At 52.7% G+C, this 23,150-nt stretch carries 21 protein-coding genes and 3 pseudogenes; 9 read left to right on the top strand and 15 right to left on the bottom strand.

Translation table 11 applies throughout. The annotated features are described in order from the left end of the window. Positions 1 to 88 precede the first annotated feature (88 nt). The 5 genes and pseudogenes from QMN93_RS23035 to malX all read right to left on the bottom strand — a co-directional run. Entirely contained in the window at positions 89 to 445 is a 357-nt protein-coding gene (locus QMN93_RS23035; RefSeq protein WP_193139112.1) for a hypothetical protein, read from the bottom strand. Further along, positions 435 to 572: pseudogene (locus QMN93_RS23030) on the bottom strand (DUF1311 domain-containing protein); the annotation flags it as partial. The pseudogene QMN93_RS23030 and the gene QMN93_RS23035, both read right to left, overlap by 11 nt. A gap of 71 nt (positions 573 to 643) precedes the next feature. Continuing rightward, entirely contained in the window at positions 644 to 1,195 is a 552-nt protein-coding gene (locus QMN93_RS23025; protein WP_323620111.1) for a DUF1311 domain-containing protein, read from the bottom strand. A gap of 558 nt (positions 1,196 to 1,753) precedes the next feature. After that, the gene (locus QMN93_RS23020; protein WP_013096884.1) at positions 1,754 to 3,523 is read right to left on the bottom strand and encodes a recombinase family protein; all 1,770 of its coding nucleotides are present in this window, start codon (positions 3,521 to 3,523) and stop codon (positions 1,754 to 1,756) included. Positions 3,524 to 3,608: 85 nt separating this feature from the next. Continuing rightward, positions 3,609 to 4,739, bottom strand: a pseudogene (gene malX, locus QMN93_RS23015) (PTS maltose transporter subunit IICB); the annotation flags it as partial. A 177-nt stretch (positions 4,740 to 4,916) separates the two neighbouring features. Between malX and QMN93_RS23010 the strand changes: the two are divergent. Beyond that, the gene (locus tag QMN93_RS23010; protein WP_193139113.1) at positions 4,917 to 5,945 is read left to right on the top strand and encodes a Mal regulon transcriptional regulator MalI; all 1,029 of its coding nucleotides are present in this window, start codon (positions 4,917 to 4,919) and stop codon (positions 5,943 to 5,945) included. 2 nt (positions 5,946 to 5,947) lie between these two features. On the opposite strand, the gene QMN93_RS23005 is transcribed toward QMN93_RS23010, so the two are convergent. Next, positions 5,948 to 6,844 carry a LysR family transcriptional regulator gene (locus QMN93_RS23005; RefSeq protein WP_193139115.1) on the bottom strand — a complete coding sequence of 299 codons (897 nt, stop codon included), beginning with the start codon at positions 6,842 to 6,844 and terminating at the stop codon, positions 5,948 to 5,950. Positions 6,845 to 6,951: 107 nt separating this feature from the next. Between QMN93_RS23005 and QMN93_RS23000 the strand changes: the two genes are divergently transcribed. After that, positions 6,952 to 7,932 (top strand): MBL fold metallo-hydrolase, encoded by a 981-nt coding sequence (locus tag QMN93_RS23000; RefSeq protein WP_064672362.1) that lies wholly within the window; start codon positions 6,952 to 6,954, stop codon positions 7,930 to 7,932. A 15-nt stretch (positions 7,933 to 7,947) separates the two neighbouring features. Beyond that, positions 7,948 to 8,802: an alpha/beta fold hydrolase gene (locus tag QMN93_RS22995; protein ID WP_193139117.1), complete on the top strand. Its 855-nt coding sequence runs from the start codon at positions 7,948 to 7,950 to the stop codon at positions 8,800 to 8,802. A 39-nt stretch (positions 8,803 to 8,841) separates the two neighbouring features. On the opposite strand, the gene QMN93_RS22990 is transcribed toward QMN93_RS22995, so the two are convergent. Together QMN93_RS22990 and manA are read right to left on the bottom strand one after the other, a co-directional pair. After that, positions 8,842 to 10,383: a YdgA family protein gene (locus QMN93_RS22990; RefSeq protein WP_096150103.1), complete on the bottom strand. Its 1,542-nt coding sequence runs from the start codon at positions 10,381 to 10,383 to the stop codon at positions 8,842 to 8,844. Positions 10,384 to 10,482: 99 nt separating this feature from the next. Beyond that, the gene (manA, locus tag QMN93_RS22985; protein ID WP_182383418.1) at positions 10,483 to 11,658 is read right to left on the bottom strand and encodes a mannose-6-phosphate isomerase; all 1,176 of its coding nucleotides are present in this window, start codon (positions 11,656 to 11,658) and stop codon (positions 10,483 to 10,485) included. Between the two features lie 199 nt (positions 11,659 to 11,857). On the opposite strand from manA, the gene fumA reads away from it, so the two are divergent. Continuing rightward, on the top strand, positions 11,858 to 13,504 hold the full coding sequence (fumA, locus tag QMN93_RS22980) for a class I fumarate hydratase FumA (protein ID WP_039262309.1): 1,647 nt from the start codon (positions 11,858 to 11,860) through the stop codon (positions 13,502 to 13,504). A gap of 183 nt (positions 13,505 to 13,687) precedes the next feature. Next, positions 13,688 to 15,082 (top strand): class II fumarate hydratase, encoded by a 1,395-nt coding sequence (gene fumC / locus QMN93_RS22975; protein ID WP_193139121.1) that lies wholly within the window; start codon positions 13,688 to 13,690, stop codon positions 15,080 to 15,082. Here fumC and tus read toward each other — a convergent pair whose 3' ends face one another. The 7 genes from tus to QMN93_RS22940 form a co-directional block, all read right to left on the bottom strand. Further along, positions 15,083 to 16,012, bottom strand: a complete 930-nt coding sequence (gene tus, locus QMN93_RS22970) for a DNA replication terminus site-binding protein (protein WP_193139124.1) — start codon at positions 16,010 to 16,012, stop codon at positions 15,083 to 15,085. It lies immediately after the preceding gene. A 73-nt stretch (positions 16,013 to 16,085) separates the two neighbouring features. Further along, positions 16,086 to 17,384, bottom strand: coding sequence for a two-component system sensor histidine kinase RstB (rstB, locus tag QMN93_RS22965; RefSeq protein ID WP_033145344.1), 1,299 nt, complete (start codon positions 17,382 to 17,384; stop codon positions 16,086 to 16,088). Positions 17,385 to 17,413: 29 nt separating this feature from the next. Continuing rightward, positions 17,414 to 18,694: a site-specific integrase gene (locus QMN93_RS22960; protein ID WP_264884895.1), complete on the bottom strand. Its 1,281-nt coding sequence runs from the start codon at positions 18,692 to 18,694 to the stop codon at positions 17,414 to 17,416. Further along, entirely contained in the window at positions 18,694 to 18,909 is a 216-nt protein-coding gene (gene xisR, locus QMN93_RS22955; RefSeq protein WP_047647992.1) for an excisionase family protein, read from the bottom strand. Before xisR ends, QMN93_RS22960 begins: the two co-directional genes overlap by 1 nt. A 351-nt stretch (positions 18,910 to 19,260) precedes the next feature. Beyond that, the gene (locus tag QMN93_RS22950; RefSeq protein ID WP_264884898.1) at positions 19,261 to 19,950 is read right to left on the bottom strand and encodes a DUF1640 domain-containing protein; all 690 of its coding nucleotides are present in this window, start codon (positions 19,948 to 19,950) and stop codon (positions 19,261 to 19,263) included. Beyond that, positions 19,950 to 20,264 carry a hypothetical protein gene (locus QMN93_RS22945; RefSeq protein WP_264884899.1) on the bottom strand — a complete coding sequence of 105 codons (315 nt, stop codon included), beginning with the start codon at positions 20,262 to 20,264 and terminating at the stop codon, positions 19,950 to 19,952. The genes QMN93_RS22950 and QMN93_RS22945 overlap by 1 nt, the downstream gene beginning before the upstream one ends. Before the next feature lie 141 nt (positions 20,265 to 20,405). Further along, positions 20,406 to 20,780, bottom strand: a complete 375-nt coding sequence (locus QMN93_RS22940) for a helix-turn-helix domain-containing protein (RefSeq protein ID WP_264884900.1) — start codon at positions 20,778 to 20,780, stop codon at positions 20,406 to 20,408. Between the two features lie 102 nt (positions 20,781 to 20,882). On the opposite strand from QMN93_RS22940, the gene QMN93_RS22935 reads away from it, so the two are divergent. The 4 genes and pseudogenes from QMN93_RS22935 to QMN93_RS22920 form a co-directional block, all read left to right on the top strand. Beyond that, positions 20,883 to 21,110 (top strand): helix-turn-helix domain-containing protein, encoded by a 228-nt coding sequence (locus tag QMN93_RS22935; protein WP_264884901.1) that lies wholly within the window; start codon positions 20,883 to 20,885, stop codon positions 21,108 to 21,110. A 2-nt stretch (positions 21,111 to 21,112) separates the two neighbouring features. Further along, a complete protein-coding gene (locus QMN93_RS22930; RefSeq protein ID WP_264884902.1) occupies positions 21,113 to 21,664 on the top strand; it encodes a toxin YdaT domain-containing protein in 552 nt (183 codons plus the stop codon). Between the two features lie 84 nt (positions 21,665 to 21,748). Beyond that, entirely contained in the window at positions 21,749 to 22,666 is a 918-nt protein-coding gene (locus tag QMN93_RS22925) for a replication protein (protein ID WP_264884903.1), read from the top strand. Further along, positions 22,663 to 23,076 (top strand): annotated as a pseudogene (locus QMN93_RS22920) (replication protein P); the annotation flags it as partial. The gene QMN93_RS22925 and the pseudogene QMN93_RS22920, both read left to right, overlap by 4 nt. Between the last annotated feature and the right edge of the window lie 74 nt (positions 23,077 to 23,150).

The raw sequence follows: 23,150 nt of genomic DNA, 5'->3' as shown, positions 1-23,150 counted from the left end.
GGGGGGCGTCAGCCCGTAAAGGAGATTGATGCCGTAGGCTATTGCGACGGTTATGACTGCTATTTTAATATAACGTTCATAGGGTGATTTAATTTCGTTCTTCCATGAATTCTATTTTGGTAACATGATTGCCATTGCGGTGTATTTTCATATTGTCTGTTGGGGACTTCACCGTATTACGAATTTCGTTCATTGTTTCTTTCGATAACATATCGCAGCCTTCCATATACATAACCCTACGGGTATCGGTATCTGGTATGTTAGTGAAACTGCTACTGACCCATAAATCGGGTATTTCAATTCCATGTATCAGCTTCATATACACAACGATGAACGCATCTGTCAGGTGAAACCGTCCAACTGTGTATTTTCCGGTATAGGTATTACCAGAAGACGATGCTACCCAATCGTTTTTTAAAACCAAAGTCAGTGCATTATTTTCCATATTCAGACTCCAGTTCACGAATGCGATTGTTCGTCATGTCGGTAAGACATTTCTGTTCATTATTGCAGCCGGATTTGTGCTTTATCCATTCTCTTTGAGAAGGAAGCAATCGTTTTCGGGTTTCAGGGCTAAGGCTTTTCCAGACCGAATTAAGTTTCTCATCGCTTGCTTTATAACTGTGTGTATCGACGTTTGAGGTTACTGCATTGTTTTTGGAGCTTCGCTACCGCTGCTATAGAAAACGGGTGCACGTACTCCCTGAGCGTAGTCTTTAGCTGCTTTTTCCCCCACGGCTTGCCCATTCGCAGTCAATACCTTTCCGAACTCTGTAGTGTCGAAACTGTAATTGCGGATCTCGCCATTGAAGTCCAGCTTCACGTTAACGGTTGTTGACTTCGAAATGGCAGTCAAGAAATCACCAGCTTCGGACCCGAAGGAACAAGCGACTTCTTTAGAATCACTGACATTAGGGCGTAACCCGTGCATCGTGAATCTGCCGTTATCAGTTGTAGCAGTGATATCTACCAGCGGAACGATTGATGATGATTGCTTTGTCATCGCGAAGCATATTCCCTTCAGATTTACATCCCTGTCCATCCCGAGAAACATCAGTGCGTTTTTGTCGCTGCTGGCGACACCCATTGATTTTGCCTCTGGCAAGAAATACACGGTACTGGAGGCGGTGGTTAAACCTGAAACGAAAACAACACCTGACGCCATGATTTTTAACGTTTTAATAAGAATTGTCATTCTGGATACCTTCTTTCTTTCGCACTCCATCGTGGACAGAGTATTCATTCCGTGAGTCTTGTTTACGAGAAACACTAACCGAAGAATCATGATCTTACATTGATCTATGAAATCTATCAATATCGTATAATTGATCTGTAAAAACGATCGATTAACATGGGGAGAAGAGGGGGAAGATGCGAAGGGTATTGTTTTTAAAGGGTTTTAAAATGGTTCATATGCTTGGTGTTAACGTCGGGCGGCGGGCAGCGGTTAGTCTTGAATACTGCGATTGAAAGACATAACAATCTACTTTGTGCGGGGTTTCCGGCAACCATAGAGGTGTTTCGATAAGGAGCGGTGCAATAAGTACAGTTCGTAGACAGAATGAATACGATGTAATTTTGAACCCTTGCTCTACAACGCTCTGTATCAAGTTTTACGGGGGTTTTATATTGAACGATGCCTGAAGTCTGCTTTAATCGCTCTGACAAGATACAGAGCGATTCATGGCTATATAGCGATGGATTACGCTAACATTTCTGTGGGGCAATTTTACAATGGCACTAACACTTACCTTTATTCCGTCAGTTCATCGATCAGTGTTCGGGGATGATCTAGTCGTTTTTTCGCTTCCGTCATGAACTTGTCTCGGTTGATCAATATGTCAATATGGTCATGCAGTATCAAACCTTCAGATTCAAGAATTTGAATATCGTTGATAGTCTGCGCTTCAACATAAATCTTACCCTTCTTCCAGCCTGAGTTGTTTTCGATAACGATACGCTGTTTATGCTGATCGCGGTATGTGATGGTAAACAAGTTGTGTTTCTTATCTATTCTGGAGCAATCTACGCGCATAATAACGGTCTTAATGTTTGCTCTTATTTTTGTGCGTAAAGGGTTAAGTGCGTCATCAATGTCAAACTTCCTGAACTTGTCCCAACCTTCAGTGTTCATTTGCACGATTGATTCATCGTATAGTCTTTTTTCCACTATCAGACTTTGTTTTTCTTGTTCTAGTTGATCAATTTGCGAAGTGAGGCTATTAATGATCTCAGGGCTTTTAGCTGAACCTATAGCCAATACATAGTTCTCAATTTGCGATTGTATGTCCGCTATTTTCCCTTCTAAACCAGATGGTTGATATTTCGTCTGTAAGAATATTCTATCGGCTATTAGTTGTAAAATCGTCCTTTCAAGGGTGCTTGCCCTGAATCCCCACTTATTACAATCTTGATGTAAATCTCTGGATGCACATTGGTAACGGTAAGCATGTGGATGGTTTTTAAGGGTTGATTTAGCCTTAACCATGTAACATGAGCAGTGCGCACAGTGCAAAATACCAATACCGGAAAGTAATGGTATTTCTGGATTACTCTCGCGATTCGGGGCAAATCCTTTGTTTCCAACTTGGAGCTTTAACGCTTCATATTCATCTTTGCTGATGATCGCAGGGTAATAATCATCCAGAACGTATTCTGCATTGTTTACAGTGATTACTTTTCGTCCATAAATGGCAGGTTCAAGGATTCTGGAACAATGCTGCATATTCCATATACCTTTTGATTTTTTGTTGCCAATAACCGGTCCATCGTAGTTGTTTTTCAGATGTTGAAGGATCATCCGATTTGACCAACCGTCTTGTTTTAACTGGATAATTTTTTTTGCTATGGGGAACAGGACTGGATGCGGATTGACATATCCAGTACTTGAATCTGTCCACCATTTATCCGAGCCTAACTCTTTAATTGCGACTACAGGATCACCTGGTTTCCGTTCCTGGTGACGTCTGATCTTGGACAGAGCACTTGCAATGGTGCGGTGTGATTTGGTTGAACTTTCTTCGTTTGCACGGCTGAACAACATCACGCTAAACATCAGTTGCTGCAATGTCTCGGTGTTTACTTCAGTCTGTCTGTAAACCTGTTTATCAATCCCGGTAATTACCGTGATGCCATTAAGTAATAAGCTGGTGAAAAGGTTAACCGCTTGCATGGCGTTCTGGCGTGAGAAGCGATCAAGGGATTCAATCAAGAGGAAAGACCCCTTTGGGATCAAACCGGATTCAACTTGGTCTATGAAATCCGATAAAGCTCCTTCCTGAACGTTTTTACCCTTGTACGCGGATACCCCTAAATCTTGGTATTCCTCGAAAATCTCCAGATCGTACTCAGTAGCAATCTGTTTTGCCATTTCAGCAATGTAGCTCTTCTGACGCTCAATCGAACTACCTTTACCTTGTCGTTCGCTGGAGTAACGGATATATGAATATAAGCGTGGACGATTCATGGTATTGAATTTCACTGGAAGTACTGTATTTCTTAAGATTGTAACATGTGCAGACATTGGTCATCACCTCCTTGGTAATCCATTGGGGCGACAGGTATAGCTGTTTTTACGCCTCAATTCTTAATGAGGTGTATTTTACTTTAGTGTTGCCGATGGTCACGCCCAGCACCGCCATCACGGTAAAGCCCAGACCGGTCAGCACCGCGTGGATGAGGTACAGCACCGGTGCGACGAACAGGAACAGGAATTCGATTGGTTCGGTGGTACCGCCCACGACGCAGGCGATCACGCCGGAAATCAGCAGGCCTTTAATTTTATGACGGTTTTCCGGGCGAGCGCAGTGGTACATCGCCAGCGCGGCACCCGGCAGGCCGCCGAGGAAGGCAGGCATTTTACCCTGAGACAGGAAGCGGGTGGCGCTTTCCGAGAAGCCGTGTGTGGTCGGGCAGCTCAGCTGCGCCTGGAAGATGGTCAGCGCGCCGCTCACGTCGTGACCGCACACCTCCATCGTACCGCCCGCTTCGGTGAAGCGAATCAGGGCCACCAGGATATGCTGCAGGCCAAACGGCAGGAGCAGACGCTCGCCGGTGCCGAAGATCATCGGACCGAAATCTCCCGCGCCGTTGATGATGCGGCCAATACCGTTGATGCCCATCGCAAAGACCGGCCAGATCAGCGGAATGATTAAACCGAACAGACCCATCACGACCAGGGTAACAATCGGCACAAAGCGGGTACCGCCGAAGAAGGCCAGGGCATCCGGCAGCCGGATATTGTGGAAGCGCTCGTGCAGCATCCAGATAATCACACCCGCGATCACCGCCCCGAGGATCCCGGTATCAATAGACTGGATACCGATCACGCTCTGAATGTTGTTGGCTTTCAGCACGGCAGCGTCGGTGGTCGGCAGAATGCCTTTCGCGGTCAGCCAGAAGTTAACCGCCAGGTTCATCACCGCGTAACCTACAAACCCGGCAAACGCCGCGACGCCTTTGTTCTCGCGCGCCAGGCCCAGCGGGATAGCGATACAGAACATCACGGGCAGGAAGCTAAACGCAAAGGAGCCGACTTTACTCATCCAGATGAAGATCGCCTGCAGCACCGGGGTACCGAGGAACGGGATCAGCGTGATGACGTCTTTACTGCTCAGCGAGCTGCCGATCCCGAGCATGATCCCGCAGAACGAGAGGAGTGCCACGGGCAGCATAAAGGTTTTACCCAGTTGCTGGAAAAATTCCCACAGCGATATTTTTTGTGCTGCTTTCGCCGTCATAAAACGACTCCTTTATTGTTAAAATCAGTTTGCCTGCTTCAATGCTGCGAGAAGATAAAACGTTTTATCAAAGTTTAGTGCGCGCTAAATCACATTCTCAGGCTTTGACTGGTAGTATAAAGATAACGTATTGATAAAACGTTTTACCGATCTCATTTCAGGGAGTCACGCCAACACATGGCTGTAGCGAAAAAAATCACCATCAACGATGTCGCGCTGGCGGCGGGCGTTTCCGTAAGCACCGTTTCACTGGTGCTGAGCGGAAAAGGGCGCATCTCTCCTGCGACCGGTCAGCGGGTTAACGAGGCGGTTGAGCAGCTGGGTTTTGTGCGTAACCGTCAGGCGTCGGCGCTGCGCGGCGGGCAAAGCGGGGTGATTGGCCTGATTGTCCGCGACCTGACGTCACCTTTCTATGCGGAGCTGACCGCAGGGTTAACCGAAGCGCTTGAAGCGCAGGGGCGGATGGTCTTTCTTCTGCACGGCGGTCGCGAGGCCGATCAGCTTCTCTCCCGGCTCGATATGCTGCTGAATCAGGGGGTGGACGGGGTGATCGTTGCCGGGGCGTCGGGCGTGGGCAGCGAGCTGTGCGAGCGCGCCGCCGAAAAAGGCGTGCCGCTGGTGTTTGCTTCGCGTGCCAGCTATCTGGACGAGGCCGATACGCTGCGACCGGATAACATGCAGGCCGCGCAAATGCTGACCGAGCATCTTATTCGTCGCGGACACCAGCGCATTGCGTGGCTCGGCGGGAAAAGCTCGTCCCTGACCCGCGCCGAGCGTGTCGGCGGCTACTGCGCGACGCTGATTAAATACGGCCTGCCGTTCCACAGCGAATGGGTCGTGGAGTGTGAATCCAGCCAGAAGAAAGCGGCGGAAGCGATAGCCGCGCTGCTGCGCAGCAGTCCGACGATCAGCGCCGTGATTTGCTACAACGACGTGATTGCCATGGGCGCCTGGTTTGGCCTGATCCGCGCCGGGCGTCAGAGCGGCGAGGGCGGGGTGGAAACCTTCTTCGGCCATCAGGTGGCGCTGGGAGCGTTCGCCGATGTCGGTGAAAACGCGCTCGACGACCTGCCGATCGTCTGGGCTACAACTCCCGCGCGGGAGATGGGCTACACGCTGGCGGACAGGATCTTGCAGCGCATCGACAACACGGACGTTCAGGCCGGACACCAGATTGTGGCGGCGCGGCTGGTGACGGTGAAATAATATCAGGTGGGTTGCGTCAGCGGATTGAGCAACAGTTCGGCTTCCAGCGCTTCCACAAATTTTCTTACTTTTGCCGGGATCAGCCGTGAGGTCGGGTAGACCGCCCAAACGGCCAGCGATTCCGGCTGGGCGTCTTCAAGGACGATCCGCTCGAGTTTACCCTCACTGAACGCCGGCTCTACGTACCAGCGAGATAAATTGGCGATCCCCAACCCTCCGAGGCAGGCTTCGAAAATGGCCTCAACGGAGTTCGCGGAGAATCGGCCCGACACCTTTTGTTTGTAGCGCTGTTCACCCTGTTCGAATGACCAGTGGACGGTATCTGACGTGGTCAGACAGCTGTGTGCCGCCAGATCGTTAAACGATTTTGGATAGCCATTCGCGGCAAGATACGCCGCGCTGGCGCAGAGATCGCGAGGGTTGTGACACAGGCGATGGGCAACCAGCCGGTTATCGCGCAGCGGCGCAATGCGTAACGCCACGTCTATGCCTTTTCGGACAATATCAACCTGTTCGTCGGTGGCGAGTAAATCGACCTGCAGGGCGGGATGTTGCTGCATGAACCGGGTCAGCATGGGAGCAACAATCTTACGGCCAAACCCCGCTGAGGCGGTAATACGCAGGCGTCCGGAAAGGTGCGTCCCTTCGGGAAACAGATCGGCAAGCGCGTTATTTTTATCTTCCAGCAACGCCTGCGCATGGGGCAAAAAAACGGCCCCATCGCTGGTGGGTGACAGGGAACGCGTGGTGCGGTGCACCAGCCTGACCCCCAGTTCAGCCTCAAGATTATTAAGAGACCGTGACGCCGCCATGGCGCTCACAGAGAGCCGACGCGCGGCGCCCGCCAGACTACCCGCCTTGACGGCTTCGACAAACACTTCAACATCTTCCAGTTTCATTGCATCGATTTTCGTTATGCTGACTTATCAAAGTACATATCTACATTATTTATCGTTACGCTGCCATAGTCTCTTCACAACCTGAAAAATATCAATCTGGAGTGAAGATGAAAAAGTTGAAAACGGTTCTGGCGCTCAGCGGCCTGCTCCTGGCAAGCACATCGTGGGCAGATGCCCCGGCACAGGTGAAACAGCAGGTTCCGGGCTATTATCGTCTGGCGGTCGGGGAATATGAGGTAACGGCGCTGTTCGACGGCTATAACGATCTTTCGCCTGCCTTACTACACGGGCTCTCAGGCGACAAGGTTCGCGAACTGCTGGCTCAACACAAAGTTGATGCCGAACGCATGCCTACCGCCTTTAACGCCTTTCTGGTGAATACCGGTAAACACCTGGTCATGATTGACAGCGGGGGGGGCCACTGCATGGCGGAAACGGCCGGCCAGTTGGTCAGCAATATGAACGCATCAGGGTACCGTCCCGAGCAGGTTGATACCATTTTCCTGACCCACCTGCATCTTGACCACGTATGCGGCCTGAGCGATGCAGAGGGTAAGGCGTTGTTCCCCAATGCTACTGTCTACGTACCGCAGGGGGAGGCCGACTACTGGCTTGACCCCGCAAAAGAAGCGAGCGCGCCGGCTAATGCGAGAGAGTATTTCGCTATCGCCAGGAATGCGCTGTCTGCGTATAAAGCCGCCGGGCACCTTAAAACCTTCGTCCCGCCAGCTTCGCCTGTCCCGGAAGTCCAGACGGCATATGCCATCGGGCATACGCCTGGCAGTACCGTTTATCGCTTCGCGTCGCAGGGAACGGCTATCAACTTCATTGGGGATTTGATTCATGCTCCTGCCGTCCAGTTCCCGCACCCTGAAGTGTCTATTCGCTTTGATGTCGATCCGAAAAAAGCCATCTCATCCCGGGCGCAGGAGTTTAACGCGCTGGCGAAAGACGGTGAGTGGATGGCTGCGGCACATCTGCCTTTCCCCGGTATCGGGCATATCACCGCCTGGCAGCAGGGCTATAGCTGGAATCCTGTCAATTACGGTCCTTATCAACGTGCGGCCAACGTGCCTCTGCTGAAATAAAGTGAGGTGACGAGCATGAAAAGTTACACCGTAATGGCAAACGGTATCCGTCAGTTTGTGGTTGAAGAGGGTGAAGGCGCACCGGTTATTCTCCTGCATGGTTTTCCTGAAACAAACTATGCCTGGCGCTACCAGATACCCGTACTGTCCCGGCACTACCGCGTGATTGCACCGGATTTACGCGGGTATGGCGAAACGGATAAACCTGCTTCTGGCTATGATAAGCGCAACATGGCGCGGGACATCCGGGAACTGATGCGTGTGCTGGGTTTACAGAAAGTGGTGCTGGTAGGGCACGATCGCGGCGCGCGCGTCGCGACGCGGTTTGCAAAAGATTACCCTGAGCTGGTGGATCGACTGGTGGTGATGGATAACGTGCCAACGCGTATTGTGGCGCGCGATCTGAATGCGTCGATTGCGCGTGCGTACTGGTTCTTCCTGTTTCATCTTGTGCCAGACCTGCCGGAAGCGCTGATTGCGGGTCGGGAGCATATCTGGCTGCGCCACTTTTTCTCGGACTGGACCTACAATCCCTCGACCATCAGCGGCGAGGCGTTTGACACCTATGTTCGGGCGTATCAGGCGCCGGGTGCCGTGCGTGGCGCAATGGCTGACTATCGCGCCAACGCAGATGATGTGGCGCAGGATATGGCAGACGCTGAGGTGAAAATCACCTGCCCGGTAATGTCGCTGTGGGGTAATGATTTTCATGCGGTCGGCAAGCTTTTCGATATGGAAAGCGTCTGGGCCGAAATGGCGGAGAACCTGCGGGCGCAGGGTATTGATGAGTGCGGCCATCTGCCGCAGGAGGAGCAGCCAGAGAAAGTGAACGCGCTTCTGCTGGATTTCCTGGCTGGATGGAAAAATTAGCGGGCAATAAAAAACCCCTCATGCGAGGGGTTTTGACGTTTACTGCTGCGGTGCTGCCGGTGCTGCCGGTGCTGCCGGTGCTGCCGGTGCTGCCGGTTCCGGCATCCCCAGCGTCGGCATACCAAACATGCCGACGAAGTCTTCCAGCGGCATCTTGTCGCCGTTGAGCGTTACCTGGCCGTTGGCATACTGCAGGCTGGTGGAAATCGTGTTGTTTTCCACTTTGGTGATGCGGAACATCTGGCCCATTGCCGCCAGACCTTTCACCTGCTGGTTCGCCAGCTTGCCGGCGTCTTCATCGCCGTAGCCTTCCAGCTTCGCAATCTGGGTCATAAACTCGGTCGCCATATCCATCGGGATGGTCAGCTTGCTGTCGAGCGACTTCACGCTGCGATCCACTTCCTGCGCCAGCGTCTGCGGTTCACCCGTTGCGGTTGCCGGATCTTTCAGGAACAGCGACAGGTTAAAGCTGGTTTCGCCTTTGCTGTTTTTCCAGCTCAGCGGCGCAACGGTGATCACCGGCTCGCCTTTCAGCAGGACAGGCAGGTTGTTAAACAGTACCGCCATCGCCTGCTGCTGGTAAACTTCAGGGTTCTGCTGGAGTGCGGCATCGGTCAGCAGCGCCTGGCTCTCTTTGCTGTATTTCTGGCTAAACTCGTGCCACGCCTGGCCGTCGATATTGCCGATCTTCAGCGACAGTTTGCCGGTGCCCAGGTCCTGATTCTGCACCTTCAGGCTCTTCAGCGTGTAATCCAGCTGCGTGTTGATGCTTTTACCGTCTTTGGAAACGTCGGATTTGCCGTTGACGTCCATACCTTCCAGCACGGCCATCTCTTTTCCTTCAACCGCAATGGCAACCTTGTCGAGAGACAGTTTTTGATCGCCGATACGCTCCTGGAAATCGGTCATTCGGCTGTTGCCGTCGGCTTTCAGGTTGCTGAAGGTGAGCTGAACCTTTTGGTTATATTCGTTCACGGCATTGACCAGGCCGCTTTCCGCTTCACCCGTCAGGGAGAACACGTTTCCGTCGCGGTCAGCGTCAAGTTTGAAGTGACCGCCGCTGAAGGCGACTTTCTCATTCTCTTTCTCGTAGTTCAGCGCTTTCAGAGCAATATCGGAGCTCGTGTCACCGGCATAGCTAATTCGGGTATTAATATCGAAAGGCGATTCATTCTTCGCCAGGTCAAACAGCGGTTTGGTGACGTCGTTATTCACCAGCACGGTATGAACGGACGCCATCGACGGGATCAGGTTAAAGGACTTCAGCTGCGCCAGCGGCAGCGGACCGTGGCTCACCACCTCGTCCAGCACCACGCTCTGACCCGGTTTCAGCCAGCCGTTTTCAGCACCGGCCACTGGCTTTACCACCAGCTGCATACGGCTGGTAAACACGCCGCGATGATAATTCTGGTAGCTCAGCTCCAGGCCCGCCTCCGGCGCGCTGCGCTTAATCTCTCCGTTAGCCTGCGCCACCATCTCAGCCAGACGGCCTTCCAGCTGTTTCCCGGTAAACCAGGAGGCACCCGTCCAGACCACGCCTAACGCTACAATCACTCCAACCGCTACGACCGATTTTTTCATTGCGACTATCCCTAAAATGAAACCAGGCGGTAAAAACCGCCTGGAGATATTAAGCCTGCAACTAGCTTAGCAAGAGTTGTTAAAAAATTCAGTAAGTGCTTAAAGCTTATTGAAAACGCGCGCCAGACGACCGGTGCCGCTTACGCTGACCGGTGATTCATTGGCTGCAACGAATGCTGACTCACCGGGCTTGAGCACCAGACGCTCTTCGCCTTTGCGCAGCGTCGCTTCGCCCTCGGCGCAGAACAGAATCGCCGCGCTTTCCTGCGCGATGACGGCTTCGGCCTGGCTCAGGTCGTGCAGGGAAAAAGCAAAATCCTCAACCGGAATTGGGAAGTCCAGCTCTGCGCCGTTTTTCACCGGCTGAGTCAGCAGCTCCGCGGCAGGTTTCGCCACAAACTTCACGTTGGCAACCAGCTCAGGAATATCGATGTATTTCGGCGTCAGGCCCGCGCGCAGCACGTTATCGGAGTTGGCCATTACCTCCAGCGCCACGCCCTGCAGGTAGGCGTGCGGGGTTTCGGCAAACAGGAACATCGCTTCGCCCGGGTTGAGCTTCACCACGTTCAGGAGCAGAGGGGAGAACAGGCCGCTGTCGTCCGGGTAGAATTCGGAGATCAGGCGGATAGTCTCCCAGGGTTCACCCTGCTGGCTGCCCAGAGCCGCTTTCAGCACCGCCAGCGCGTGAGATTTCTCTTCACCCTGCATATTCAGCAGGCTGGCAAACAGCTGGCTCAGCGCGTCCGCGTTCGGGTTTTCAAGGAAGTGGGCGATAGCCTTGTGGGCACCCGCGACCGGTTGCAGCAGGGAAACGATCTCTGAAAACTCGCGGAACGCGTTCATCGCCAGGAACGGGGTCAGCGCAAAGACCAGCTCCGGCTTGTGGTTAGGATCTTTGTAGTTACGCTCGGCGGCGTCTAACGGAATACCCGCCGCGTTCTCTTTCGCAAAGCCGATTTCAGAGGCTTTCTTGTTCGGGTGAACCTGGATGGAGAGCGGCTGGTCGGCGCACAGCACCTTGAACAGGAACGGCAGTTCGCCGAAGCGCTGAGCCACCTTGTCGCCAAGCAGCGCGGCTTTATCGGCGTCAATCACGTCACGCAGGCTGCGAACCTGGCCGCTGGCGTCTTCAATTTTTGAGCTGCTCTTCGGGTGCGCCCCCATCCACAGTTCTGCCATCGGCAGGTTGTTCGGGTTCGCGATACCGTAGAGATCCGTTAACGCAGTTTTACTTCCCCAGGCGTAGTTTTGCACTGAGTTAATGAGTTTTTGCATTATCAAGCCCTGATTCAATTGTGGAATTAACTCCGGGTATTAAAGCAATAAACCTCATGGAAGTAACCTGTGGATGTAAAAAGTCGTACTAGTCTCAGTTTTTGTTAAAAAATTGTGTAGGATAAGCTGACTCGCTTTTAAGCCGGGCAGCGGAACATTTGCCCTGAATAAACAGACCGAAGCAGTAAGTGAGAGACCAATGTCGAATAAACCCTTCCATTATCAGGATCCTTTCCCCCTCAGTAAGGATCGGACCGAGTATTACCTGTTAACCCGCGATCACGTCTCCGTCTCTGAGTTTGAAGGACAAGAGATCCTCAAGGTGGATCCGCAGGCGCTGACGCTGCTGGCGCAGCACGCTTTCCACGACGCCTCGTTTATGCTCCGCCCAGCGCACCAGCAGCAGGTTGCCGATATTCTCAGCGACCCGCAGGCCAGCGAAAACGATAAATACGTTGCCCTGCAGTTCCTGCGTAACTCAGACATCGCCGCGAAAGGTGTTCTGCCTACCTGTCAGGACACCGGCACGGCGATCATCGTCGGTAAAAAAGGCCAGCGCGTCTGGACCGGCGGTGGTGACGAAGCGGCCCTGGCGCACGGCGTCTACAACACGTACACCGAAGATAACCTGCGCTACTCGCAAAACGCGGCGCTGGATATGTACAAAGAGGTCAACACCGGCACCAACCTGCCGGCACAGATCGATCTCTACAGCGTCGACGGTGACGAGTACAAATTCCTCTGTATCGCCAAGGGCGGCGGTTCAGCCAACAAAACCTATCTTTACCAGGAAACCAAGGCGCTGCTCACCCCGGGCAAGCTGAAAAATTACCTGGTTGAGAAGATGCGCACCCTCGGCACCGCGGCGTGCCCGCCGTACCATATCGCGTTTGTGATTGGCGGTACGTCGGCGGAAAGCACGCTGAAAACCGTCAAGCTGGCCTCAACCAAATATTATGACGGCCTGCCTACCGAAGGTAACGAGCACGGCCAGGCGTTCCGCGACGTGCAGCTTGAGCAGGAACTGCTGGAAGAGGCGCGTAACCTGGGCCTCGGCGCGCAGTTTGGCGGCAAATACTTTGCCCACGACGTGCGCGTGATCCGTCTGCCGCGTCACGGCGCATCCTGTCCGGTCGGGATGGGCGTGTCCTGCTCTGCGGATCGCAACATCAAGGCGAAGATCAACCGCGACGGCATCTGGATCGAAAAACTGGAAAACAATCCGGGCAAATACATTCCGGAAGAGCTGCGCAAAGCGGGTGAGGGTGAAGCGGTTCGCGTCGACCTGAACCGTCCGATGAAAGAGATTCTGGCGCAGCTTTCGCAGTATCCGGTCTCGACCCGTCTCTCGCTGAACGGCACGATCATCGTGGGCCGCGACATTGCGCACGCGAAGCTGAAAGAGCGTCTGGACAACGGCGAAGGCCTGCCGCAGTACATTAAAGATCATCCGATCTACTACGCAGGCCCGGCGAAAACGCCTGAAGGCTACGCGTCCGGCTCGTTAGGCCCAACCACGGCAGGGCGCATGGACTCGTACGTTGACCAGCTGCAGGCCAACGGCGGCAGCATGATCATGCTGGCGAAAGGCAACCGCAGCCAGCAGGTGACGGACGCCTGCCACAAGCACGGCGGCTTCTACCTCGGCAGCATCGGCGGCCCGGCTGCGGTTCTGGCGCAGGGCAGCATTAAGAGCCTGGAGTGCGTGGAATACCCGGAACTGGGTATGGAAGCGATCTGGAAAATTGAAGTGGAAGACTTCCCGGCGTTTATCCTCGTGGATGACAAAGGAAACGACTTCTTCAAGCAGATCCAGTCGTCCCAGTGTTCGGCGTGCGTGAAGTAATTCTGTAAATTGCCGGGTGGCGGCTGCGCCTTACCCGGCCTACGTGTCTGGTAGGTCGGGTAAGCGTTAGCGCCACCCGACACCAAAAAGAGCGCACAAAGCGCCATATCGTTTCCCAGAAGTCATCAATACTTATCCCTTAAGCATGTGAGCAATCCCTCTTTTGTTATCAAGGAGAAAGTAATGACCACGGTACGCCATGAGAAAGATTCGATGGGCGCCATCGACGTCCCGGCCGACAAGCTTTGGGGCGCGCAAACCCAGCGTTCGCTGGAGCACTTCCGTATTTCGACCGAAAAATTGCCCGTCTCGCTGATTCAGGCGCTGGCGCTCACCAAACGCGCTGCCGCGAAAGTGAATCAGGATTTAGGCCTGCTGACGGCAGACAAAGCGACCGCCATCATCAACGCCGCCGACGAAGTGCTGGCGGGTAAGCATCCCGATGAATTCCCCCTCGCCATCTGGCAGACCGGTTCCGGCACCCAGAGCAACATGAACATGAACGAAGTGCTGGCAAACCGGGCCAGCGAACTGCTTGGCGGCGTGCGCGGCATGGAGCGTAAGGTCCATCCGAACGATGACGTCAACAAAAGCCAGAGTTCCAACGACGTCTTCCCGACGGCGATGCACGTGGCGGCGGTCATCGCTATCCGCGAGCAGCTTATCCCGCAGCTCAACGTGCTGAAATCCACGCTCAACGAGAAAGCGCAGGCCTTCCGCGACATCGTCAAAATTGGCCGTACGCACCTGCAGGACGCCACGCCGCTGACGCTCGGCCAGGAGATTTCCGGCTGGGTGGCGATGCTGGAACATAACCTGAAGCATATTGAGTACAGCCTGCCGCACCTGGCGGAGCTGGCGCTCGGCGGGACGGCGGTCGGGACCGGGTTAAACACCCATCCAGAATACGCGGTGCGCGTGGCGGAGGAGCTGGCAAACATCACCGGGCAGCCGTTCGTCACGGCGCCCAACAAGTTCGAAGCGCTGGCGACCTGCGATGCGCTGGTCCACACCCACGGCGCGCTGAAAGGGCTGGCGGCCTCGCTGATGAAAATCGCCAACGACGTGCGCTGGCTGGCCTCGGGTCCGCGCTGCGGCATCGGTGAAATCAGCATTCCGGAAAACGAGCCGGGCAGCTCCATCATGCCGGGTAAAGTGAACCCGACCCAGTGCGAAGCCATGACCATGCTCTGCTGTCAGGTGTTGGGCAACGACGTAGCCGTCAACCTGGGCGGTGCGTCCGGCAACTTCGAGCTGAACGTCTATCGCCCGATGGTGATCCACAACGTTCTGCAATCGATTCGTCTGCTGGCGGACGGGATGGAGAGCTTTAACGAGCACTGTGCGGTAGGGATTGAGCCGAATCGCGAACGTATCAGCCAGTTGCTCAATGAATCCCTGATGCTGGTGACGGCGCTGAATACCCATATCGGCTACGACAAGGCCGCCGAGATCGCTAAAAAAGCGCATAAAGAGGGGCTGACGCTGAAAGCCTCCGCCCTGGCGCTGGGCTATCTGACGGAGGCGGAGTTCGACGCCTGGGTTCGCCCGGAAGCGATGGTCGGCAGCCTGAAATAGTCATCCCGCCACGTACAGGTGCAGCCGCGGAATAATTAGCTGCAGCGGCTGCGCCTGAGGTCTGTAACGGTGCTGGACATTGTCCGCATCGTAATTCAAAAGCTCACCAATATCCGGCACGATGGCCCCCCGATCGGCATCATACAGCGCAATCAGCGGCGTCGGACAGGCATACTGAACCTGTTTTTGCTGGCCGGAATACCAGACGCGGGCGATAGGCTGTACCTTCACCGGGCGCTTTATCTTGAGGCGCGCGTCCGCCGGAAGCGAGGCGATGCTGTGGTACTCCTGCTCCAGGCGCTCAATCCACTGCTCACGAGACCACGGTGCGACGGTGCGCGGCGTCTTCAGGCTTTTTTCCAGCTGCGCCAGAATTTCATCCCGGGTGAAGTTTTTAATGATGTGCTTATTCGCCCAGCCGAAGCGCAGCGTGGCTGGGTGACGCAGTACCGTCAGCGTGCGATAGGCATTCAGGGTAATCAACCCAGGAAGCTGACGGTGCACCCATTCAAACCGGGCGGCAGGGGCGAGGCCGGACTCTTCGGTGATGATCTTTTCAAAGGCCGCTTTCAGGGTGTTGATGTGGGTAATCTGGCTTTCCAGCGCGTCGCGCGTTGTCGCATCGGTTTGCAGGCAGATCACGCCGGGCAGACGCACGGCGGCCTTACTGCTGCGGTTTTCTGACTGCTGCTGGATAAACAGGCGACGATAGTGCTTCAGCGCCAGCTCAAGGGCGGCGCTGCCGATGTGCTGTTCAACCGCGATGGTGTCCAGCGGGTCGTGCTCGGCCCCTTTAGTCACCTCGGGCAGGGTAAAGACGCGCGCGGCCAGCAGACGGCAGCTGTACAAACGTTCGGTCAGGGTCAGGAGCTCGTGTTCTATTTCCCGAAACGTGCTGTTCAGCCGTTCGAGGAGATCGTAGGTCGCCATAAGCACTCTCGTTAGTTACAACATACTTATCATATAGCACAGCACGCCGGGTCAGGCCAGCGTGCGGTTGAGGTCAGGCAGGGACGGGAAGGGCGATGTTATGGTATACCGGCCAGCTAAAGCAGAAGCGCGCGCCGCCGAGCTCGCTCTCTTCGCAATGCACCGTGCCGCCCATCGCCTGCGCGATAGAGTAAACAATCGCCAGCCCCAGGCCGCATCCGCCGGTGGCGCGATCGCGACTGGGGTCGAGTCGGACAAACGGTTCAAACACGGTTTCTCGCGCTTCCGGGGCAATCCCCGGACCGTCATCCTCCACCGTCAGGCTGGCCTGATTGCCCTGCAAATCCAGCCCAATCTGTAGCGTGCTTTCGCTGTAGCGCATGGCGTTGTTCATCAGATTGTCCAGCACGCGCTCCATCAGGCGCATATCGAGCGCGCCGTAATCACCCGGCGTGACGCGCGTTAACAGCGTGCGCTGCGGGTTCACGCTTTGAACGTCATCGATGTGGGTTTGCAGCCAGGCAGGCAGGTCCGGCGTGCTGAGGTTCAGTTCGTTTTGCGGACGATCGAGGCGCGCGTAGGTCAGCAGCTCCTCAATCAGCGCCTCAAGCTGGCCGATATCGCGGTTAAGCGCCTGAGACTCCGCTTCCGTCAGATTCTCGCTCATCTCCAGACGATAGCGCAGGCGAACCAGCGGCGTGCGCAGCTCGTGCGCAATCCCGTCGATCAGCTGCTTTTTACTGGCGATCAGGGCATTGATGTTATCGGCCATCTGGTTAAAGGCCACGCCCAGGCGTTCAAAGCTGGAACCGCTGTCGAAGTGAATGCGTTCGGTAAAATGCCCTTCGCCAAAACGCTGCGCGGCGGATTCCAGCTTCAGCATGTCCTGCCAGTGCGGGCGCATCCAGATAAAGACCGGAAACGCGAGCGAAATGGCGATAAAGGCCATCAGCGCCATGTCCAGCAGGCGCATCTGGTGCAGGTAATAGAGATAGGGCACCGGCCCGACGGCCAGAACGTAATGGCTGCGCGGAATACGCTGGATAAAGGTGTATTTCTCGTCCAGTGCGACGATGTCCCCGTCGCGCAGACGCTGCATGGCGGGCGGATCCAGCTCAAAATCTTTTAACGGCTCGATGCGTAAATCGAACGACAGGTTCAGATCCAGCTCTTTGAGGGTTTTCGCCCAGTCGTGCGGCGGGATCTCTCTCAGCTCGCTGCGCATCAGATAGAGCGAGCTTTTCATCAAATCGTCCAGCGACTGCCTGCCCGCACGTTCGGCGGTGAATTTATAGACCAGCCCGACCAGCATGGTCATGACCAGGAAGCAGACAAACAGCAAAAGATAAAACTGCACAAACAGCTTTTTCATTAAATATCACCGGGAAATCAAGTAATTAACTACTTTGTTTTTACCTTCAGGGGCACTATAGGGGCATTTGCATATCCGCCAAAGCGCTGATTCAAAAATGATACCTGATCGCTATCGAGAGCATTTATCCACGCAGAGTATACATGGAAGACCATCTCTGCATTCTCATGACCCATCTGATTCGCTATAAAAGCAGGATTAGCACCTGCCGACAACATCCAGCACGCGTATGTATGACGCAGCTGATAGGGGCGTCTGCGGCGAATTCCCGATCGTCTTACCGTAATATCCCATAATGACACAATTGAACTGACTGAATAGTACGCAGCTTGCTTGCCTTTCTGAGGTCGAGGCATAAACACAAAGTGCAGTTTCTGCGTTTCCGTTTTACCGAACTCCCGGTGGTGAAAAGTGATTGGTACCTTAGGGGCACCCCCGGTAAGTTCCTTTTGAGCTCGCAAAGCCTCCAGAGCCGGCTCCAGTAACTTTATCGTCCGGTATCCGGCTTCGGTTTTGGGTGGTCCAAATAATCCTTCCTGAGTTAGATTGCGCGCAATATTTGCTTCGCCGGAATTAAGATCGATATCTTCCCAGGCAAGAGCACAAAGTTCCCCGGGCCGAACGCCGGTGTAAGCAAAAAATTGCCACATGTTTTTCTGCTGAGCCGGAGCAGTCTCTTTCAACTGCTCAAACTCATGTCTCAGAAGTGGATCTGGTTTTGTTTGCCCTTTGCGAAGCCTTTTAATCCCGACATATGGTTGATATGAAATGACTTTATTTTTTACCGCATAGTCGAGGATTTGTCGCAGGATGGCCAGATAATAATCTACTGTTCTAACGGCGCGGCCGGTTTTATTTGTCCTCTTTTCGGGAGCATAGTTAGTCTCGCCAGTCAGTAATTCCTTTCTCCAGCCTAGAATGTCGCTGTTGGTGATGGATGCAACCAGCGTTTCAGGGCCGATTAGTTTTGTTAACGTTCTTACAGCTATCCCATAGCTTCTTGTGGCATTGGGTGAGAGATCTATTTTATGGTTTTCATACCAGGTTGATGCAAGTTCGGCGAACGTCGTAATGTTTTTAGATGTATAAAACTTTGCTGCCACCTTTGACTCCGGGAACATGCCCCGGTAGTCAAAAGTGCCCAGCTGAATCTCGCTTACAATTTTGGCCCTTAGATTCCCGGCTTTTTTGAGATTCGATGCATTTACGATCCATCCTTTCAATGTTTCTCGACATCTAACGCCCTGAAACTTGAAACTTATTCGTATCTTATTGTTGTGGATCTCAACACCCGTTGGCATTGCAGCCATTATGCCTCCTTCACAAACCTGTTAATGTTTGGGATGTTGTACCAGACAAGTCCTCGCTCTTCGGAGCTGCTTCCATCCAATGGGATTCTCTTAAAATGAACACCTTCTACCCAGGAGGTTTGGCGATAGCTTTTAATCTGACGATCTGTAAGGCCTGTCTTCTCTTTTAGTTTTGAAGCAACGCCCCATTCTGAATCGTAAATTACCTGCGACATGGTTCACCTCAGGTAGCGGAACATTTACACCTGATGCGCGTTAATCTCTCCACCTCATCCGACTATTCGTATGCCGTCGGCGGCTACTTCGTGGGCGTCCTGCCTTAGTGGATATAATTCGGTTTGTTGGAATTAATTAAATCATCAGTTTATAGATATGTCAATCTGTGGTTTTTTTATGGTTGTAATTAGGCGGTGTGTATACTTGTTATTGTGAGATTGCTGACGAAGTGCAGGCAAAAAAACGACCCTATGGATGGGAAAGGAGTGTTCGAAGTGGGGGAAGTGGTGTGTAGCTGAGGGATGAGGTATAAAAAACCCGGCACGTTGGCCGGGTTGTGGTGTAGTCTGTTATGGCGTAGGGTTTCCTGAAATCGCACCATAAAGTTTGTAAACAGTAAAAGCAAGTGCAGGTAAACCAAGCGCCCACTTAATTATATCGAGCTTAACATCACTAAGCTTACCCTCAAGTTTCGCTTCTTGAACTGAGAGAGCAGCATCAATTTTCTTAGAATGAGCATCTAACGCCGCTTCAATTCGAGTCGATTGTATATCAAATCTACTGTTTAGATGGTCGTTCTGCGAAACGAGCATGTGCTTGATATCCTTGAGGTCGGAAGACATAGTCTCTCGCCACTTAGACATCTCTGTCTGCATTTTTGAAGCTACAGCATCCACTTCGGCTTTATTAGCCTTAAGAAGTGCTTGTATTTCATTTCTGTTCAGATCTGACATCTCAGTTTCCTGTTGAACTTCTCGTTCATCGTTAGTAGCTTCCAGACTCTTTCCGCTTGGCTCAGCTTCCATGATGATGTTTTCAAGTGTAGCAACAGTTTTGTCAGATAGGGTAGCCGAACTTGTAGAAGTATGTGAATCTTGATTGTAAATAGTAACATTACTGACCAAACAGTCACTACCACTACGCATGAAAGTCAAGAAATCTTTCTGAGGTATGTTGTCTAGCTTCAGAGAAACGGGGGTCAATGTATCGCTCTTTCTATAAGAAATTGTCAGTTCACCAACATCCTCTTCTCTTTGCATTATTTGCTTAACCCTTGTTGAGGTTTAAGCTGCTCTAACAGAACGTCGATATTGTCTCGGAAGGTTTTTAGCTGGTCCATTCCCATCAGAACAGTGCATTCATGGCGAAGTTCGGTCACTGATCCTATTTGAAGGTTCGCTTTGCCAACTTCTTCCTTAGATTCTTCTAAGGAAACTACTGCTGGGATAGATTTGTTAGATATGAAATGGATGTAAACTAACTTGTCGTCTGAAGATGTTACAGGTGCAAAACTGGCGAAGTCAGCATAAGTCTCGATAAAACTATCAGAATATTGAATTTTGTTTGACGACATGATTATTCCTTATCAAGTTATTAGTTGTATGTATCGGTAAGCTATTGATCCAATGATTTGTAGTTGCCCACTAATTAAAGTTTACTAAGATGTGAAAATTATCGAAAGTCTCGATTACCACTGAGGCTTGCTACACAACATTTATGTACGAATCCGGCCCTTCATGTACTTTTCATAAAGCGCGTCCAGTTCTTTCAAGCGAATCGCAAAGATGCGAAGCATGTTTTTCTGCTCTTCTTCGGGTAACTGGCGGTAAAGTTCCAGTAGGCGCTGTTCATCAGGCTTGAGCCCATCTTTCTCTCCAACATCTTCACCGAGTAGCCAAGCGACAGAAATGCCAACCGCGTCGGCAATAGCCAACGCCGACTTTTTACTAATTACACCTTTTTTGAACCAGCCATTCACGGCCTGAGGGGTTACTCCGGCTATGCGTGCCATGTCTGCTTTGGTAACGCCGCGATCGGTGATCTCAGTTAGTCGTTCTACCAAAACGAGGTTGGGTTCTTCTTTTCTCATAAAGTCATTGTAAATATTTGGTTTACAGGTGCAATAAATCTGGTGTTTGCATGATTTATAAATCTATGGTTTACTTTTGCTGTTGATTTGCAGGAGAAGCACATGTCCGCACTTGATAAAGCAATTAAAGCAGCTGGCTCAGCCAGAAAGCTCAGTCTCGCGCTTGGCGTGACGAGTATGTCTGTAAGCCATTGGAAAAATCGTGACCACGGGGTCGTTCCGCCTAACCACATTTTTCCAATTTTCAAAATGACAGGCGTAACTCCCCACGAGCTACGCCCCGATCTCTATCCAAACCCAACAGACGGTTTACCTAAACAGGAGCCCTAACAATGCAAACTGTTTCATTTCAACAGAGTAGCAGAGCTTCCGCTAATCCACTGATATTCCCGTGTCATCAAAGCGAATCTGCAGCGCAGGTTATTGATCATCGCGATATCTGCTCAGCGGTCCGAGCCTGGGCAGGGGTAGAAGGGCGCGTTGCTGTTGCACTTCAGATCCAAGAAGCTGCGGAAGAACTACAACTTGAAGGAGTTGATATTTCAGGCCAGGCCGACGTCTGGAACGTGAAGTTGTTCCGCTGGCTCGACAACAAAGAAGCCTCCGCATCTTACCGAAAGAACGTCGAACAGCTGGTGCCCGCGATCATGTCTGTATTACCGATTCGGTACCGCGACCGTGTCGTAAAGAACGACTCTTTCGCGTATCGCATGGCCAGGTTGGAAAAAGAGGTGAGTGAGGCGAAGCAAGCTCTGATGCTCGATGCACCAAAGAAGGAAAAGCTGAAGGAGCTAGGCGAGGGGATTTTTGAGATGTTCCGTGTCGATCCGGACCTTACAGCGCCGCTGCTGGCGATGGTCACAACCATGCTGGGGGCAATGTGAAGACTTCAGAAAAGGCGAAAGCCGGTCTGCGCTAACAGAACCGACTTTCAGGTGCAAAAACGGAGTGTAATTGCGGAGCTAAGTATGTCAAACACAGCTGAAATTATCAATTTCCCCCACAGAACCGAACAACCGGGAGGTCGTATGGCCGACCTGTCGAACGGGTATACCAAGGTCGCTAACGAGATCCAAAAGCTCAAGCCTCGTCTGAGAATGTCAGGCCGGGAATGGCAATGTTTTGAGGCGGTGATCTGGCTTACCTACGGCTGGAACAAGAAACAGGACCGCGTGACGAACACGGTGATTGCCGAGCTTACAGGGCTGAGTGATTCGCATGTTTCTGATGCGCTCAAATCACTCGCAGAACGCAAAATCATCTTCAGTCAAAAGCAGGGCGTAATGAAAACGGTCGGTATAAATACTGACCTTTCCGCCTGGATTTTAGACAAACCGAAAACGGGAAAAGTCTTCCCGAAATCGGGAAAAGTGTTACCGAAAACGGGAAAAACCTTCCCGGAAACGGTAGACACCCAAGACTATAACAAGAACAATAATAAAATATCCTCGTCTCGGAATTCTGACGAATTCCGAAACCAGAAAACTCAAAAGTTTCTCTCTCGCCATCCTGAAGCTGCCGACGGGATATACACCCCAGCAGGTAAATCATGGGGATCCGCTGACGACCTCAAGGCCGCCCGCTGGATTTACGACAGGCTCCTCACCGTCAACGCATCGCTCTCCGAACCCAACTGGGCTGAATGGGCAAACACCATCAGGCTGATGCGTATCCAGGACAAGCGCACACACTATGAAATTTGTGACCTGTTCCAGTGGGCCAACCGGGACGAGTTCTGGAAAGACAACATCCTGAGCCCTTCGAGTCTGCGCAAGAAGTGGGATCAACTCACCACCAAACGGCTGCGCGCAACCGGAGCGGTAAAACCTTCCCGGGGCGGTATCGACCTGCATAACACCGACTGGATTGACGGGGTGCTGGAATGAAACATCTTGCAGAGAGCATTCGCAGTTTTGACCGGGAACAGGCTCGCCGTGTGGCGCACAACCTACCTGAGCAGTACACTGAACGCGAACAAACGCAGCAGGTGGCGCAGATTATCAACGGGCTATTTGTACAGCTGGCGGCCGCGTTCCCGGCAAGCCTGGTTAATCGCAGCCAGGAAGACGTGAACGAGATCCGCCGACAGTGGGTGCTGGCCTTCAAAGAAAACGGGATAAACACCATGGAGCAGGTTGAAGCCGGTATGCGCCAGGTACGCCGTCAGGAGCGTCCATTTCTGCCGTCGCCAGGCCAGTTCATCAAGTGGTGCAGGGAAGGGCACTGCGTGCTGGGGATCACCACTGCTGACGTCATGGCTGAATACTGGAAGTGGAGGAAGCTGGTTTATCGGTATGAATCGCCACGCGTTTAACAGACACCTCAGAGTCATTTAAGATGACTTAAAGAGAGGTGCCCATGAGCGGTAAG

The sequence above is a fragment of the Enterobacter sp. R-1.6.2 genome (assembly GCF_035064085.1).
In the GTDB taxonomy this organism is placed as follows: Bacteria; Pseudomonadota; Gammaproteobacteria; order Enterobacterales; family Enterobacteriaceae; genus Enterobacter; species Enterobacter asburiae_B.
The sequence above is the reverse complement of the archived record's forward strand: the minus strand, read 5'-3'. Positions and strand labels throughout refer to the sequence as shown.